This is a genomic window from Actinomadura kijaniata (genome assembly GCF_014138665.1).
In the GTDB taxonomy this organism is placed as follows: domain Bacteria; phylum Actinomycetota; class Actinomycetes; order Streptosporangiales; family Streptosporangiaceae; genus Spirillospora; species Spirillospora kijaniata.
In genome coordinates, this window is the sequence record NZ_JACJIA010000002.1 from 257,883 (window position 1) to 273,661 (window position 15,779).

Below are 15,779 nucleotides of genomic sequence, written 5' to 3' on the forward strand. Positions count from 1 at the left end.
AGAGTCGTGGACGACAGAGGGAGGACGACTGGAGGGGAGGTCCGGTGGACACGGACATCCGAGTGGCGATCATCATCGGCAGCACCCGGCAGGGGCGGTTCGGGCCGACGGTGGCCGACTGGTTCACGCGCGTGGCGCGGCGGCACGGGGGGCTGGAGATCGACGTCGTCGACCTGGCCGAGGCCGGGCTGCCGGAGGTGCTGGACGACACCGGCGACGCGGCCGTGCGGGCGCTCGCGTCCCGGCTGGCGGCCGCCGACGCGTTCGTCGTGGTCACGCCCGAGTACAACCGCGGCTACCCGGCTCCGCTGAAGACCGCGATCGACTGGTTCGTGGACGAGTGGAAGGCCAAGCCGGTCGCGTTCGTGTCCTACGGCGGCGTCTCCGGCGGCCTGCGCGCCGTCGAGCAGCTACGGCAGGTCTTCACCGAGCTGCACGCCACCACGGTCCGCGACACCGTCAGCTTCCACACCTGCTGGAACCGGTTCGACGACGCCGGTGAGCCCGTCGACCGGGCCGGTACCGAGGCCGCCGCCAAGAGCCTGCTCGACCAGCTCGTCTGGTGGGGGCGCGCGCTGCGCGACGCCCGCGCCGCCCGCCCCTACACCGTCTGAGGAGAGACACCGATGACCACTTCACGAACCGGGCCGCGGCTCGCCCTGCTGGCCTTCTCCAGCCTCATCACCTCGCTGGACTTCACGATCGTCTACGTCGCGCTGCCGGACATCGCCCGCAGCGTGGGCCTGTCCGGGCACGGCACCCAGTGGGTGATCAGCGCCTACGCGATCTTCTTCGGCGGGTTCCTGCTGCTCGGCGGCCGGTCGGCGGACCTGCTGGGGCGGCGGCGCATGTTCGTGCTCGGGATGCTGCTGTTCGGCGGCGCGTCCCTGCTGGGCGGGCTGGCCACCTCCCCCGAGACGCTGGTCGCCGCGCGGGCGTTGCAGGGGGTCGGCGGCGCGGTGCTGTTCCCGGCCACCCTGTCGCTGGTCAACACCTCGTTCCCGGAGGGGAGGGAACGGGTGCGGGCCGTGGCGGTGTGGGCCATGGCCGGGGCGAGCGGGCTCAGCCTGGGCGCGCTGCTCGGCGGGGTGCTGGCCTCGGCGTTCGGCTGGCCGGCGGTGTTCCTGGTGAACGTCCCCCTGGTCCTGGTGGGCGCGGCGGCCGCGTTCGGGCTGCTGGCCGCCGACGGGCCGCGGGAGCGCGGGCGGTTCGACCTGCCGGGCGCGCTGACCGGGACGCTGGGCGTGACGCTGCTGGTGTTCGCGGTCGCGCAGGGCCCGGAGTCGGGCTGGACGTCGCCGTCGGTGCTGGCCGCCGGGGTGCTCGCGGTCGCGCTGCTGGGGGTGTTCCTGGCGGTCGAGGCGCGCAGCGCGAGCCCGCTGATGCCGCTGCGGCTGCTGCGGCACCGCACCCTCGGCCCCGCCCTCGCCGTGATCTTCGTGTTCGGCGCGAGCATGCAGAACATCGTCTACTTCCTCACCCTCTACTTCCAGAACGTGCTGGGCTACAGCGCCCTGGTGAGCGGGCTGGGGTTCCTCGGCCTGTCCCTGGTGATCGGCGTCGCGAACGCGGTCGCCGAGCGGCTGATCGTGCGGTTCGGGCCGCGCGCCACGCTGGTCGTGGGGCTGCTGCTGGGCGCGGTGGGCGGCGCGCTGCTGGCGTTCGGGATGGTCGCCGACGGCTCCTACCTGACCGTCCTCGCCGGGATCGCGGTCTACGGCGCCGGGATGGGCACGGTGTACCCGACGATGTTCGGCGCGGCGGGCACCGGCGTCGACGGGCGCGAGCAGGGCACGGCGGGCGGCATGGCCAACACCGCCCTCCAGGTCGGCACCGGCGCGGGCCTGGCGGTCCTGGTCGGGATCTCCACCTCGGGGCCGGACGGGCTGACCGGCGAGGCGCTGCGGGTCGCGACCGCCGACGGGCTGCGCACCACCGTCCACGTCGCCGCCGCGATCACCCTGCTGGGGCTGCTGGCCGCGTGGGCGCTGCCGGGGAAGAAGGCGGACCCCGCCGAGGGGCCGGACGTGCCGGCCGGCGAGCCCGTCCCCGCCGTCTGAACCCGCCGTCCGACCTCTCCGGCCGGGCGGGTCAGTCGTGGCGCTCCAGCGAGACGACCGCTGGAGCGCCCTCGCCCGTGAGCTGGGCCGTCCAGAACCCGCCCTTGGGCAGGTCGGGGTCCTCGGGGACCTTCTCGCCGAGTTCGCGGCACAGGCCCGTCACCAGCTCGGTGACGATCTCGCCGTGCGTGCAGACGATCGTCGGCACGCGGTCGGCGGCCAGCGCGAGCAGGCGTTCCACGGCGTCCCCGGTCCCGCCGACGGTGAACGCCTCGTCGGTGACGACGGTGACGCGGGCGCGCCGCGCGTAGGGCAGCGCGGTGTCCACGCAGCGCGCCGTCGCCGAGCTCACCACGCGGGCCGGGCCGTAGCACGGCAGCAGGTCCGCCAGCGCGGTCGCCTGGGCGCGGCCCCGCTCGTCGAGGGGGCGCAGCTCGTCGGGCTCGCTCCAGGACCGCTTCTCCCCCGCCGACGCGTGCCGCAGGATGATCAGCGGCCGGGTGGTCCGCGGCCCGGCCAGCAGCTCGCGCAGCAGATCGACGTCGTGGGAGTAGCTGAGGCGTTCCGCGGCCCGCGCGGGCGTCAGCCAGGCGACCTCGTCGACCTCCTCGTTCGGGGTGAACGAGGCCGACGCCGCCGGCTCGGCCGCCCACCAGTCCACGCGCTTGGTGCGGCCGTCCCGCAGCGGGTAGGTCACGGTCGGCAGGCGGCGGCCCAGCCGGGGCACGATCCCGGTCTCCTCCACGGTCTCGCGGACGGCGGCGCGCAGCACGTGCTCGCCCGGATCGACCTTCCCCTTGGCGAACGTCCAGTCGTCGTACCGGGGGCGGTGGATCACGGCGATCTCCGGGCCGTCCGCCGCGCCGGTCCCCGGGCCCCGCCACAGCAGCGTGCCCGCCGCGCCCACGACCTCACCCATCGACCGTCCTCCACCTCCGGGTCCGCACCAGCCGGGTCTGGACGTCCAGCAGCGTCTCGCCGGGCGCGGGGACGCGGCGGGTCCAGGTGCCCTCCCCGTCCAGCCACCACGAGCAGGTGCCGTCGTCCATCGCCAGGTCCATCAGTTCGAGCAGCCCCGCGCGCTGGGTCCGGTCGGTGACGGTGACCAGCGCCTCGACGCGGCGGTCCAGGTTGCGGTGCATCAGGTCGGCGCTGCCGATCCACACCTCGGGGTCGCCGTCGTTGGCGAACGCGAAGACCCGCGAGTGCTCCAGGAAGCGTCCGAGGACGCTGCGCACCCGGATCGTCTCCGACAGGCCGGGCACGCCGGGCCGCAGCGCGCAGATCCCCCGCACCCAGACGTCCACCGGGACGCCCTCCCGCGACGCCCGGTACAGCGCGTCGATGACGACCTCGTCGACCAGCGAGTTGCACTTGATGCGGATGTGGGCCTTACGGCCCTCCCGGTGGTGGGCGGTCTCGCGTTCGATCCGCTCGACCAGGCCGGGGCGCAGGCTCTGCGGGGCGACCAGCAGCCGGTGGTAGTCGAGCTGCCGGGAGTAGCCGGTGAGGTGGTTGAACAGGGCGCTGACGTCCTCGCCGACCTTCGGGTCGCAGGTCAGCAGGCCGAGGTCCTCGTAGAGGCGGGCGGTCTTGGGGTGGTAGTTGCCGGTGCCGATGTGGCAGTAGCGGCGCAGCACCCCGTCGGAGTCCTGCCGCACGACCATCGAGAGCTTGCAGTGCGTCTTCAGGCCGACGAAGCCGTAGACGACGTGGCAGCCCGCCTTCTCCAGCTTGCGGGCCCACACGATGTTGGCGCGCTCGTCGAAGCGGGCCTTCAGCTCCACGACCACCACGACCTGCTTGCCCGCCTCGGCGGCGGTGATCAGCGCGTCCACGATCGGGGAGTCGCCGCTGGTCCGGTAGAGCGTCTGCTTGATCGCCAGGACGCGGGGGTCGGTGGCGGCGTCCTCGATGAGCCGCTGCACGGTCGTGGTGAACGAGTCGTAGGGGTGGTGGACGAGCACGTCGCGTTCCCGGATCGCCGCGAAGATGCCGGCGTCCTCGGGGATCACCGCCTTGGACGGCACGAACGGCGGGTACTTCAGCCGCGGCAGGTCCAGGTCGGCGATGGCCGCCAGGCCCGCCAGGTCCAGCGGGCCGCCGACCCGGTAGATCTGCCGCTCGTCGATCTCCAGCTCGGCGGTGAGCAGGTCCAGCACGGCCGGGGAGATCGACTCCTCGACCTCCAGCCGGACGACCGGGCCGAAGCGGCGGCGCAGCAGCTCGCGTTCCAGCGCCTGGAGCAGGCCCTCGCTGATGTCGTCGTCGATCTCCAGGTCCTGGTTGCGGGTCACGCGGAACGCGTGGTGCTCCAGCACCTCCATGCCGACGAACAGCTGCCCGAGATGGGCGGCGATCACGTCCTCCAGCGGGGTGAACCGGTTCGGGGACGCCTCGATGAAGCGCGGCAGGACCGGCGGGACCTTCACGCGGGCGAACATCGTCGCGTCGGTCTCGGGGTCGCGGACGATGACGGCGAGGTTGAGCGACAGGCCCGAGATGTAGGGGAACGGGTGCGCCGAGTCCACCACCAGCGGCGTCAGCACCGGGTAGATCCGGTCGCGGAACAGGCGGCGCAGGCTCTCCTGCTCGGTCTCGGCCAGGTCGACCCAGCGCAGGAGGTGGATGCCCTCCTTGGCCAGGGCGGGGCAGACGTCCTCGTGGAAGGCCGCGGCGTGCCGGAGCATGAGCTCGTGGGCGACGGTGGCGGTGCGTTCCAGTATCTCGTGCGGCTGCCGCCCGCTGGCGGACTGGACGGCCAGGCCGGTGGCCATCCGGCGGGTCAGCCCGGCGACCCGCACCATGAAGAACTCGTCCAGGTTGGACGCGAAGATCGACAGGAAGCGGACCCGTTCCAGCAGCGGCAGCGAGGGGTCCTCGGCCAGCTCCAGGACGCGCTGGTTGAACCGCAGCCAGCTCTCTTCGCGGTCCAGGAACCGGTCGTCGGGCAGAGCCTCCGCGCTGTGGTCGAAATGTCCTGGATTGACGGTCATGGCGCAATGATCCCCAGCAAAGGTGAACGGAAGTCGAACGACGGTGTTTCCGCTGTATGTCAGACATCACGATCGTTCCCGAGGTTCCCATAGATCACTCGACGGTTGGTCGGGGTCACGTCGTTAGTCCGCCCGCTGGCCGGGTACCTCCGGCGGCACGACAGGGAGGCGTGAGATGACCGAACGAAACCCGGCCGATCTGGCCGGACTTCCCACGTCGGAGCTGGTCAAGCAGCTCAGCGAGCAGAGCGCGCGCCTGGTGCGCGAGGAACTGCGGCTGGCTCAGACGGAGGTGACGGCCAAGGGCCGCCACTACGCGCAGGGCGCGAAGATGTTCGGCGGGGCCGGGGTGGCCGCGCTGTACGGGGGCGGCGCGCTGGTGGCGACCGTCACGTTGCTGCTGGCGCTGGTGCTGCCCGCCTGGGCGGCGGCGCTGATCGTGACGGTGGTGCTGTTCACCGTGGCGGCCGTGCTGGCGCAGCGCGGCAAGAAGCAGATGGGCATGGCCGCGCCGCCGTCACCGGAACAGACGACCGAGAGCGTGCGCGCCGACGTGCGGGAGATCAAGGACAGGGGCCGACGATGACCAGGGACACCGACCCGGAAGTCCAGCAGCAGCAGGAACGCGTCGAACAGGCCCGCGAGGAACTGGGCGCGACGGTGGAGGCCCTGAGCGCCCGCGCCGACGTGAAGGCCCGCGCCCAGGACAAGGTGGGCGAGCTGAAGGAGCGCGCCGGCGAGAAGGCCGGCGAGATCCGCCACAAGGCCGAGGAGCTGACCGGCAAGGCCCGCGAGGCCGCCCCGGACCCGGTGGTGCAGGCCACCGAGAAGGTCCGCCGCCGTCCGGGCCCGGTCGCGGGCGGGGCCGCCGCCCTGGTGGCCCTGCTGCTGGCGCGCCGCTGGATGAGGAACCGTTCCGGCGGCCGCTCCACGACCGGCGCCCGCGCCGCGAAACGGGCGAACACCGCCGGCCGGGCCGCCCGCAAGCAGGCCGGGAGCACCGCCCGGTCCGCGAAGCGGCAGGCCAGGCGGGCCCGGCGCTGATCCGCCGCCCGCGCGGTCGCCCTCCGGCGGCCGCGGGGTGGCGCGCGGGGCGCGGACAGCGGGGCGGGGTGGGAAGGGCGGCCTGACCGTGAGGATCGATTCGGGGCCCCGGTCCACGCGGGTACAACCCCGGTGTGACCCTCCACGAAGTCCCCCGTCTGCCTCCCCTCCCGCCCGCGTTCACCGCGTCATGGCCGCGCTGCCCGGCCCCGGACGGCTGCGCCGGACGCGTGGTCGAGCCGTACCCGGCGTGCGTGGCCCACCTGCGGCCCCGCGAGTTCCGGCGGTTCGTCGCGGAGCTGGGGCCCGGATCCGATCTCGACCTGCGCGGCGTGGTCGTCACGCCCGCGCTGCTGGAAACGCTGCTGACCGCCGTCACCGGAGCCGAACGGCGGCCCCGCCTGGGCCGGTTGCGGTGCGAGGAGGCGCGGCTGCCCGAGGCGGTGACGTGGCGCGGGGCCCGCTTCGAGAGGGACTGCTCGTTCGACGGGGCGTACCTCGCCGCCGGGACGTCCTTTCCCGACGTGGTGTTCGGCGGGCACGTGTCGTTCCAGCGGGCGCGGTTCGGCGGGGACACCTCGTTCCACGGGGCGCTGTTCCGGCGGTACGCGACGTTCGACGAGGCGGTGTTCGGCGGCGACGCGCTGTTCGGGGAGACCCGGTGGGACGCGGACGCGTCGTTCGCGCGGGTCGTGTTCCTGGGGGCGGCGGCGTTCGACCGGGCCCGGTTCGGGCGGGACGTGATCACGACGGGGGCGCGCTTCGAGGACGCGGCGTCGTTCCGGCGGGTGCGGGTGGGACGCAACGCGCGCTGCGACCGGGCCCGGTTCCGGCGCGGGCTGTGGCTGGGGCCGATGGTCGCCGGCGGGCTGATCTCGCTCGCGGACGCGCAGGCCCGCGGCGGCGTGTCCGTCCAGGCGGCGGCGCGGCGGGTCGCGTTCGACGGCGCGACCGTGCGCGGCGGCGCCGACCTGCGGCTGCGGCACGCGGAGCTGACGTTGGAGAACGCGCGGTTCGAGGGGCGGGCGTCGGTCCGGACGGCCGACCAGCCGTTCGCCGGGCTGTCGGAGCCGCCCGACTGGCCCGCGCCCGTGCGGGTGCTGACGCTGCGGGGCGCGGCCGCCGACCGCCTCGAACTCGCCGACCTCGACCTGTCCCGCTGCCGCCTCCTGGGCGGGGACCGGCCCGAGGGGCTCGTGCTGACGGGGCCGTGCGCGTTCGCCACGCTCCCCGCGCAGTGGGGCGCGGCGCTGAGCGAGGGCGGGCTCGCCTCCCTCTACGGCCGGATCGCCCACGCCACCGGCGACGACGCCCTCGCCCGCGAACTGCGGCACCATGCCAGGGAGGCCCGCGGCAGCCGGCCCGGCCGCCTGCGCCGCTGGCTGTTCCACGTGTCCTGGCTCGCCTGCGGCCACGCCCTGCGCACCGGCCGCACCCTGCTGTGGATCACGATCGTCGCGATCGTGGTCTGCGCCCTGACGGCGGTCCGCCACCAGCACCCGGCCGCCTCCCGCACCGCCCCGGCCCCCGAACGCCGCACCGCGCCCCCGGCCTCCTACCCTTCCCATCCATGAGCGAGGTCGCCGGGCTGTTCGTGTACGGGACGCTGCGTTACCCCGAGGTGCTGCGGGCGCTGCTGGGACGCGTCCCCGACCTGTCCCCGGCCTCGGCGAAGGGATGGCGGGTGCGCGCGCTGCCCGGCGTCGTCTACCCCGGCCTGGTCCCCGACCCGGCCCGCACCGCCGAGGGCCTGCTGATGGCGGGGCTGACCGGCGCCGAACGCCACCTGATCGACGTCTACGAGGGCGACCTGTACGACACGGTCACGCTGACGTTGGAGGACGGGCGGCGGGCCCACGCCTACACCTGGCGGGGCGAGACGGAGGCGTTCGATTGGGACCCCCGCCACTTCGCCGCCCACGAGCTGGCCGCCTACCTGGCCGCGCTGCGCTCCTGAACGACTGTGATCCCACTCACATTTCCAGCCCCGGACAGACTCACGGCAGAATGTCAGACCCTCCGGTCATGATGTGTGCTATGAGCAGAGAGACACCTCCGACGTTGCAGTGTCCGAACTGCAACGCCCATCTCGCGCTCGTCCAGGTGCCGGCCGTTCCGACCGCGCCCGGCGGGTCGGCGAGCGCCCCGTCCACCACCCACGCCCACCACGACGTCCATCCCCCGGTCGCGCCCCCGACCCCGCCCTCCCCACCCCCCGTGGCGGAGGTCCTGGCCGAGTACGCGGGCCGCAAGGTCAACCCGACGACGGCGATGCGCGGCGCGGCCCGCGTCCGCGCCAGCCTCAACCGAGCCCAGTCCACCCCGCAGCGCCGGGCCGCCCAGCAGGCCGCCCGCCGCGCCGCCGCGAACGCCAAGAGCAACAAGGCCCCCGCCCCCAAAGGAGCCAAGAGCGCCTGACGACGAAGCCCCCGCCTGACCCACCGACCGCACCACCGCCGCCCCGAGAAGGCCCCCGGCGGAGCCCCACCGTTGTCTCCGACGACACGACACACCACCCGGCCACCACAACGCGACCACCGCGCCGCCGAGCGCGCTGACTCCTACCGCCGGGAAGCGAACACCCCACCACCGGCCCCACGAACCCCGGCGGCACAACGCGCTGCACCCAGCAAGCGACAAGTGACCACCCCGCCGCCAAGCCGAAGCCACGACCACCGCCGGACCGGCAACCCGCCCCGGCGGCGCAACGCGTCGGCCCCAGCCCGCCGGAAGCGGCACGCACCGCTCACTCCATCACCCGGCGACACAACGCGCCGCCCCCGACCCGCGAGACCCGAACACCTCTCCAGCCCCCCTCTGAACCAACCGCCACTACAACCACCGCTGACCCGACCCAGGCCCTGACCGACGCCGGACGCGCTCAGCACGACACGCCCACCCCGTCCCTGGAAGGCGGGCGTCACACCAACCGCGACCGGCCCGCCCCGCCGCCTCGCCGGGTCCGCACGGGCCCTGGCCGGTGCCGGATGCGCTCAGCGCGACGCGCCCACTCCGTCCCCGAAAGGCGGGCGCCGCACCGATCGCGGCCCACGGAACGTGATCGGCCCGCTTCGTTGCCTCGTCGGGGTCGTGTTCCGGGAAGGGGTCGGCCCGCGACGCGCGTGGCGGGTCGCGGGCCGGGTCGTCCTGGGTCGCGGGGTCAGGACAGGGGCTTGTCGGTCCAGGTCGTGGTGAAGGTCTGGGAGCCCAGCAGGCTGTTCGGCGGGAGCTCCGCGTTGATCCCGGCGGGCTCCAGGACGATCGTCTCGGAGGCCAGGGCCGCGCCCCGGGCCGGGTCGATGACCAGGCGCCGCTGGAGGACGCCGTTGGGGGTGCGTTCGACCGCCGCGACCGCCACTCCGGGGCGCCCCTCCGCGTCGCGCACCTTGCCGATCGAGCGCACGCCCGGCAGGTCCGCCAGCATCCGGAACGCCGCCGCGCGCGTCTTCGCGGTCACCGGCAGGTCCGTGACCAGCAGGCCGCCCACCTCGAACAGCCAGCGGTCCCTCGGCATCGGCGCGTTCGACTCGGTGCCGTGCCCCTCGTACCAGCGCAGCAGCTCCTTCCTCAGGGTCGCGGGCGTGGTGGGCAGGCTCCGCACCTGCCGCATGGTGACGTTGCGGCCGATCCAGTAGACCTTGTCGCCGTCCACCAGCGGCGACGACTGGACCTGCGCCTTGCCCGGGGCGGCCTCGTAGACCGCGGGCTTGAGCCGCTTGAGCTTGGGCGAGATCGGGACGGACACCTTGACGCGGGTGGGCGAGCCCGCCTTCTGCCACGCCGCCCGGTCAGCGGCGCTCGCCGGGCGGAAGCCCAGGTTCTGGGTCCGCGACCACTGCTTCCCCTTCGGGCGCGCGGGCGTCCACGAGTCCGTGGCCTGCGTCACCTCGATCGTGTAGCGCCGGCCCCCCTCGGTCACCGGGAAGTGGCTCCGGTGGAGGGTCCTGCTGTGCCAGTACGCGCCGGTGCCCTCGGGCGTCGCGGCGGTGCGGTCGGCCGCCGCGAGCAGCACGGTCCGGGCGTCCAGCGCGACCGGGGCCGGGCCCCGCGGCGCGGCGGGGTCGTCCGGGACGACCGCGGTCGCCACCAGCGCGGCCGCCGCCGTCGCCCCGGCCAGGCCGAGGACCCACACCGGGCGGACGCGGCGGGCGCGTTCCCGGTGCGCGTCGCGCGTCCCCGCCATCGCCCGCGCCAGCTCCGCCGTCCGCGTCGCCTCGTCCACCCGGGCCTCCGGGTCCAGCTCCACCGGGCGCGCCTCGGTCAGAACGCGCAGCACATCGCGGCTCATGTCATCTCCCTACCGACGATCTCCACCTGTGAACGGACGACCCCGGCGGGGCCGGGACGGGGCTCGGCGGACCGCGCGGCCGAACCCTCCACCGCCTTGGTGAGGCGGCGGCGGGCGCGGTGCAGGCGGACCCGCAGGGCCGCCGGGCGGCAGCCGAGGACGCGGGCCGCCTCGCGGGGGCTCAGGCCCTGCCAGGCGGTCAGGATCAGGACCTCGCGGTCGCCGTCCGGCAGCTCCGCCATCGCCCGCAGGACCGCCATCCGCTCGGTGACGTCCTCGGCGACGTCCCCGCCGGGCGGCGGGGTCCAGTGGGCCAGTTCGGCCGTGAACGCCGCGCGCCGCGCCTCCGCGCGGTGGCCGTCGCGCAGGACGTTGCGGGCCACGCCCAGCAGCCAGGGCAGCGGCGGTTCGGGGATGTCGCCGAACCGCCGCCAGGCGATGGCGAAGGTCTCGCTCACCACCTCGTCGGCGATCTGCCCGCCGGCACGGGCGCAGGCGTAGGCCCACACCCGTTGCCGGCAGGAGTCGTAGATCGCGGTGAAGCGCCGTTCGGCGTCGTTCATCGGGGAACCACCGCCGCTCCTCACGTCGTCCGGTGTCGTCTGTCACCGGGTAGTGGTGCGGGCGGGGTCATTGTTACCGAGGTTCCGAAAAGCGTTCGCCGTCCCGGGCCGACCCGTTGACGGCCGGTCACCACCGGTAAGGCTTGCAGTGCCCTAGCATTTGTTCTATGACAACAGTCCTCCAACGGTGCGCGGACAGTCGATGACCCTGACCCACGAACCCGTAGGGCTGCCGGAAAGCACCGATTACCTGCGGCTGCTGCTGGTGGAGGACGATCCCGGGGACGCGTTCCTGTTCCAGGAACTGCTGCGGGAGACCGAACCCGACGTCAAGGTCTCCGTCGCCCGCACCCTCGCCGACGCGCGCGCCGCGCTGACCCCCGATGTACAGTGCGTGATCGTCGACCTGTCGCTGCCGGACGCCGACGGGCTGGACGCGCTGCGCGAGGTGCTGGCCGCCGCGCCGCACACCGCCGCGCTGGTGCTGACCGGGCTCGACGACGCCCACGCCGGTGTCGCCGCCGTCGCCGCCGGGGCCCAGGACTACCTGGTCAAGCAGAACGTGGACGGCGCGCTGCTGTCCCGCGCGATCCGGTACGCGATCGAACGCCACCGCGCCGACCGTTCGGAGAAGCAGCTCGTCGAGGCCCGCGCGGTGGAGCGGGAGAACGCCCGGCTGGAACGCGGCCTGCTCCCGGTCCCGATCCTCACCGACGCCGGTGAGCTCGGCCATCTGACCCGCTACCGGCCCGGTCGCGACGGGACGCTGCTGGGCGGCGACTTCTACGACACGGTGCAGACCGAGGACGGTGTCGTCCACGCGGTGGTCGGCGACGTCAGCGGGCACGGCGCGGACGAGGCGTCGCTGGGCGTGCGGCTGCGCATGGCGTGGCGCACGCTCGTGCTCGCCGGGCACACCGGCGAGGACCTGCTGCGCACCCTGGACACGGTGCTGACGTACGAGCGGTGGAGCGAGGAGATCTTCACCACGCTGTGCATGGTCGCGCTCGACCCGGACCTGCGCCGGGCCCGGATATGGCGGGCCGGGCACCCGCGTCCGCTGCTGTTCACCCCGGACGGCGTGGAGCCGCTGCCCGGCGAGCCGTGCGGTCCGGCGCTGGGCGTGCTGCCCGGCATGGAGTGGCCCGCCGCGGAGGTCGAACTCGGCGACGACTGGGCGTTGATGGTCTACACCGACGGGCTGGTCGAGGGTCTGGTGGGTGACGGCTCCGCGCGTTTGGACCTGTCCGGTCTGGTGAGGCTGGCACGAGCGGCGCACGCGCGCGGGCAGCGCGCCGCGCCGCTGGTCGACGGGTTGATCGAGGAGGCGGAGCGGTTGAACGGCGCGCCACTGTCGGACGATCTGGCCGTGCTGCTGCTGAGCCGGGGTGAGGGACGATGACCTTGCAGGACGAGAGGACCGACGCCGACATGGAGCGCCTCCGGGAGGACCCCACCGGGCCGCCCGTGTTCCTGCCGCCGAGCGCGCTGCCGCCCCCGACCGGTATGGCGCGGCTGCGGCTCACCCAGCTCTACCGGGTCGGCTCGGTGATCCTCGGCCTGCTGCTGCTGGTCTCGATCGGCCAGGCGGTGCTGGCGCTGAACCAGAACGGTAAGGCCCGCGGCATGCTGGTGGACCGGGTGGACCCGGCGATGGTCGCGCAGTTCGAGCTGTCCGACGCGCTCGGCCGCCAGGACGACGCGATCCGCGCCTACGCCGCCGACGGCGAACGGGCCCGGCTCGTCGAGTACCGGCAGGCCGTCGCCGAGGAGGCGAACACCACCCGCCGCATCCGCGAGCTGCTGTCCGACGTCCCCGGGAAGGGCCCGGTCCTGGCGGGGCTGGACCGTCTCGCCTCCGACACCGCCGCCTGGCGGGGCGCGTTCGCCGAGCCGATCGCCCGGGGTCCCGGCGGCGGTGGGCTGTCCCCGGACTCCGAACGGTCCGGCACCACCGCGTTCACCCGGGTCCGCTCCGGCAACGCCGTCCAGCAGCAGGCCCTGTCCACGCTGCACAAGAGGGTCGCCGACGACCTCGACCGGCGCGCCACGATCACCTACTGGTCGGTCGCCGCCGCGCTGATCATGGTGGTCCTCGCGGCGCTCGCGCTGGCGCTGCTGATCCGCCGCACCGTGCTGACCCCGGTCTCGTCGCTGTCGGAACGGGTCCGCGCCGTCGCGCACGGCGACTTCGCCCACCCGATGGACGTGCCCGGCCCCGCCGAGATCGCCGAGCTCGCCGCGATCATCGACGCGATGCGGCACCGCATCCTGGACGAGTGGCGGGTCAGCTCCGAGGCCCGGCAGATGCTCAACGAGCAGGCCGCCGAGCTGCGCCGCTCCAACAAGGAGCTGGAGCAGTTCGCCTACGTCGCCAGCCACGACCTCCAGGAGCCGCTGCGCAAGGTCGCCTCGTTCTGCCAGATGCTGGAGCGCCGCTACGGCGACCAGCTGGACGACCGGGGCCGCCAGTACGTCGGGTTCGCGGTGGACGGCGCCAAGCGCATGCAGGCGCTGATCAACGACCTGCTGAGCTTCTCCCGTGTCGGCCGGCTGTCGCGCACCGAGGACGCCGTGGACCTGAACGCGGTGGTCGGGCAGACCCTGGACGACCTGTCCACGCTGCGCGAGGAGACCGGCGCGCGGGTCACGGTCGCCGACCTGCCGACGGTGGCGGGCGACCGCACCCAGCTCGGCCAGCTCTTCCTGAACCTGGTCGGCAACGCGATCAAGTTCCGGCGCCCCGGCGTCCCGCCCGAGGTGGAGATCAGCGCGCGGCGGGACGGCGACCACTGGGAGTTCGCCTGCGCCGACAACGGCATCGGCATCGAACCGCGCTACGCCGACCGGATCTTCCTGATCTTCCAGCGGCTGCACCCGCGCGACGAGTACACCGGGACCGGCATCGGGCTGGCGCTGTGCAAGAAGATCGTGGAGTTCCACGGCGGCCGGATCTGGCTGGAGACCGAGGACCGGGACGGCGACGCGCCCGGCACTACGATCCGTTGGACCCTTCCCGCCCGGCCCGAACCCGAGCCGGAGCCGGAGGACGAGACGGAGGAGAAGAGCGAGGATGACGCAGGTTGACGCGCGCCCCATCGAGGTGCTGCTGGTCGAGGACGACCCGGGAGACGTGCTGCTGACGACCGAGGCGTTCGAGCACAACAAGGTGCGCAACAGCCTGCACGTGGTCAACGACGGCGAGCAGGCGATGGCGTTCCTGCGCCGCGAGGACCCCTACGGCGACGCCCCGCGCCCCGACCTGATCCTGCTGGACCTCAACCTGCCCCGCAAGGACGGCCGGGAGGTCCTGGAGGAGATCAAGGACGATCCGAACCTGCGGCGCATCCCGGTGGTGGTCCTGACGACGTCGGAGGCCGACGAGGACATACTGCGCAGCTACCACCTGCACGCCAACGCCTATGTGACCAAGCCGGTGGACTTCGACCAGTTCATCCAGGTGGTCCGGCAGATCGACGACTTCTTCGTCACGGTGGTGAGGCTGCCCCGCAACCGCTAGGCCGTGTTCCGAGGACCTGACCCGCGGGCCCTCGCCTCCGGCTTCGGACCCGCGGGTCAGGTGACGCGCTCGCGTGCGCGGCCGGGGCCCGCCCCGCGGCAGTCCCTAGGCCTCGGGGTTCTTTCCGGTCCAGTCCAGGAAGACCACCACCGCGTCGTCCTGCGGCTCCGCGGCGCCGTGGTAGGACAGGTAGTGGCGGATGAACGTGCGCACCGCCTCCGGCGGGTCCTGGAGGCGGGTGTCGCGCAGCGCCTGGGCCAGCGCGGCCTCCCCGTAGTTCTCCCCGGCGGACGACCGGGCGGTGTGCACGCCGTCGCTGACGATCACAAGGCGGTCGCCGGGCTCCAGGGCGAAGTACTCCGCCGTGTAGTCGGCGTCGCCGAACATGCCGAGCGGGAGCTGGGACTCGAACCGGACGGCCTCGGTGGTGTTGCCGCGCATCCGGTAGACGCGGGGCGAGCCCGCGTCGATCACCCGGACGCGGCCGGTGTCGAGCTCGACCTCCATCAGCAGCGTGGCCACGTGCCGGTCGCCGCGGTGGCGGGCGTAGAGGGTCTGGTCGGCGAGCGCGGCCTGCTCGGAGATGTCGGCGCCGGAGCGGCGGGCGTTGCGCAGCGCGCTGACGGCCAGGTGGGTGAGGGCGGCGGCCTCCACGCCGGTGCCCATGCCGTCGCTGACCGTCAGCGTCAGGTACCGCTCGGAGATCGCCCAGTCGAAGTTGTCGCCCCACACCGCGTAGGCGGGCTCCAGCTGCCCGGCCAGGTGGAACTCGTCGGTGGCGCAGGCGGTGCCCGGCAGCAGGTCCCACTGGATCTCGGCGGCCAGCGTGAGGCGGCTGCGGCGGCGGATGCTCCGGTACCGGTCGGTGTGCAGGTCGGCGATCCGCAGCGCGCGGGCCAGCACGGTCGCGACGGCGGTGAGGCGTTCGGTCGTCGTCCGGTCGGCGGGCTCGGGCAGCCGCACGCTCAGCACGCCCAGCCGGTCGCCGTGCACGACCAGCGGGAGGTGCAGGGTGTGGCCGGTGGCGTCCTGGACGACCTGCCGGGCGGCGAACGCGTGCCCCGGCGCGGTGTTGTCCAGCCGCACCGGAACGCGGCCGCGCCCCACGGCGGGGACCAGGTACGCCTGCCGGTAGTCCACGAGCAGGATCTCGACGTCCGCGGCCGCGGTGTCGGCCTGGATCAGCCGCGCGGCGGTCTCCAGCAGTTCGTGCGGCTGGGCGTCCCACAGGGCATGCTCAATGTCCTTCAGTGGATCGGCGTGCATGGCTCCCTCGTCTGCGCGTGGACCGTCCGGACGTACGGGGAT

The 15,779-nt window shown here is 73.9% G+C and carries 15 protein-coding genes; 10 read left to right on the plus strand and 5 right to left on the minus strand.

Annotated elements, in window-relative coordinates; translation table 11 throughout:
- The first annotated feature begins 44 nt into the window (after positions 1 to 44).
- Both HNR61_RS08335 and HNR61_RS08340 read left to right on the plus strand, forming a co-directional pair.
- Positions 45 to 614, plus strand: coding sequence for an NADPH-dependent FMN reductase (locus HNR61_RS08335; protein ID WP_182842544.1), 570 nt, complete (start codon positions 45 to 47; stop codon positions 612 to 614).
- Positions 615 to 626: 12 nt separating this feature from the next.
- Positions 627 to 2,060 carry an MFS transporter gene (locus HNR61_RS08340; protein ID WP_182842545.1) on the plus strand — a complete coding sequence of 478 codons (1,434 nt, stop codon included), beginning with the start codon at positions 627 to 629 and terminating at the stop codon, positions 2,058 to 2,060.
- Between the two features lie 31 nt (positions 2,061 to 2,091).
- Here HNR61_RS08340 and HNR61_RS08345 read toward each other — a convergent pair whose 3' ends face one another.
- Positions 2,092 to 2,979: an NUDIX hydrolase gene (locus HNR61_RS08345; RefSeq protein ID WP_182842546.1), complete on the minus strand. Its 888-nt coding sequence runs from the start codon at positions 2,977 to 2,979 to the stop codon at positions 2,092 to 2,094.
- On the minus strand, positions 2,972 to 5,056 hold the full coding sequence (locus HNR61_RS08350) for an RNA degradosome polyphosphate kinase (protein ID WP_182842547.1): 2,085 nt from the start codon (positions 5,054 to 5,056) through the stop codon (positions 2,972 to 2,974). The genes HNR61_RS08345 and HNR61_RS08350 overlap by 8 nt, the downstream gene beginning before the upstream one ends.
- Positions 5,057 to 5,231: 175 nt before the next feature.
- Between HNR61_RS08350 and HNR61_RS08355 the strand changes: the two genes are divergently transcribed.
- From HNR61_RS08355 to HNR61_RS46730, 5 genes are all read left to right on the plus strand, one after another.
- On the plus strand, positions 5,232 to 5,642 hold the full coding sequence (locus HNR61_RS08355; RefSeq protein ID WP_182842548.1) for a phage holin family protein: 411 nt from the start codon (positions 5,232 to 5,234) through the stop codon (positions 5,640 to 5,642).
- Positions 5,639 to 6,100: a DUF3618 domain-containing protein gene (locus HNR61_RS08360; protein WP_182842549.1), complete on the plus strand. Its 462-nt coding sequence runs from the start codon at positions 5,639 to 5,641 to the stop codon at positions 6,098 to 6,100. Before HNR61_RS08355 ends, HNR61_RS08360 begins: the two co-directional genes overlap by 4 nt.
- 134 nt (positions 6,101 to 6,234) lie before the next feature.
- Positions 6,235 to 7,674, plus strand: coding sequence for a pentapeptide repeat-containing protein (locus tag HNR61_RS08365; protein WP_182842550.1), 1,440 nt, complete (start codon positions 6,235 to 6,237; stop codon positions 7,672 to 7,674).
- On the plus strand, positions 7,671 to 8,057 hold the full coding sequence (locus HNR61_RS08370) for a gamma-glutamylcyclotransferase family protein (RefSeq protein WP_182842551.1): 387 nt from the start codon (positions 7,671 to 7,673) through the stop codon (positions 8,055 to 8,057). Before HNR61_RS08365 ends, HNR61_RS08370 begins: the two co-directional genes overlap by 4 nt.
- A gap of 80 nt (positions 8,058 to 8,137) precedes the next feature.
- On the plus strand, positions 8,138 to 8,518 hold the full coding sequence (locus HNR61_RS46730; protein ID WP_220509137.1) for a hypothetical protein: 381 nt from the start codon (positions 8,138 to 8,140) through the stop codon (positions 8,516 to 8,518).
- 742 nt (positions 8,519 to 9,260) lie between these two features.
- Here the strand turns inward: HNR61_RS46730 and HNR61_RS08380 are convergent.
- Entirely contained in the window at positions 9,261 to 10,388 is a 1,128-nt protein-coding gene (locus tag HNR61_RS08380; RefSeq protein ID WP_182842552.1) for a CU044_5270 family protein, read from the minus strand.
- Positions 10,385 to 10,951: an RNA polymerase sigma factor gene (locus tag HNR61_RS08385; RefSeq protein ID WP_182842553.1), complete on the minus strand. Its 567-nt coding sequence runs from the start codon at positions 10,949 to 10,951 to the stop codon at positions 10,385 to 10,387. Before HNR61_RS08385 ends, HNR61_RS08380 begins: the two co-directional genes overlap by 4 nt.
- 202 nt (positions 10,952 to 11,153) lie before the next feature.
- On the opposite strand from HNR61_RS08385, the gene HNR61_RS08390 reads away from it, so the two are divergent.
- From HNR61_RS08390 to HNR61_RS08400, 3 genes are read left to right on the plus strand one after another with little or no spacing between them, the layout of a single operon-like run.
- The gene (locus HNR61_RS08390) at positions 11,154 to 12,353 is read left to right on the plus strand and encodes a PP2C family protein-serine/threonine phosphatase (protein WP_182842554.1); all 1,200 of its coding nucleotides are present in this window, start codon (positions 11,154 to 11,156) and stop codon (positions 12,351 to 12,353) included.
- On the plus strand, positions 12,350 to 14,038 hold the full coding sequence (locus tag HNR61_RS08395; protein ID WP_182842555.1) for a sensor histidine kinase: 1,689 nt from the start codon (positions 12,350 to 12,352) through the stop codon (positions 14,036 to 14,038). Before HNR61_RS08390 ends, HNR61_RS08395 begins: the two co-directional genes overlap by 4 nt.
- Positions 14,025 to 14,471 carry a response regulator gene (locus HNR61_RS08400; RefSeq protein ID WP_182842556.1) on the plus strand — a complete coding sequence of 149 codons (447 nt, stop codon included), beginning with the start codon at positions 14,025 to 14,027 and terminating at the stop codon, positions 14,469 to 14,471. The genes HNR61_RS08395 and HNR61_RS08400 overlap by 14 nt, the downstream gene beginning before the upstream one ends.
- A 105-nt stretch (positions 14,472 to 14,576) precedes the next feature.
- Here the strand turns inward: HNR61_RS08400 and HNR61_RS08405 are convergent, their stop codons facing one another.
- Positions 14,577 to 15,737 carry a PP2C family protein-serine/threonine phosphatase gene (locus HNR61_RS08405; protein WP_182842557.1) on the minus strand — a complete coding sequence of 387 codons (1,161 nt, stop codon included), beginning with the start codon at positions 15,735 to 15,737 and terminating at the stop codon, positions 14,577 to 14,579.
- Positions 15,738 to 15,779: the final 42 nt, after the last annotated feature.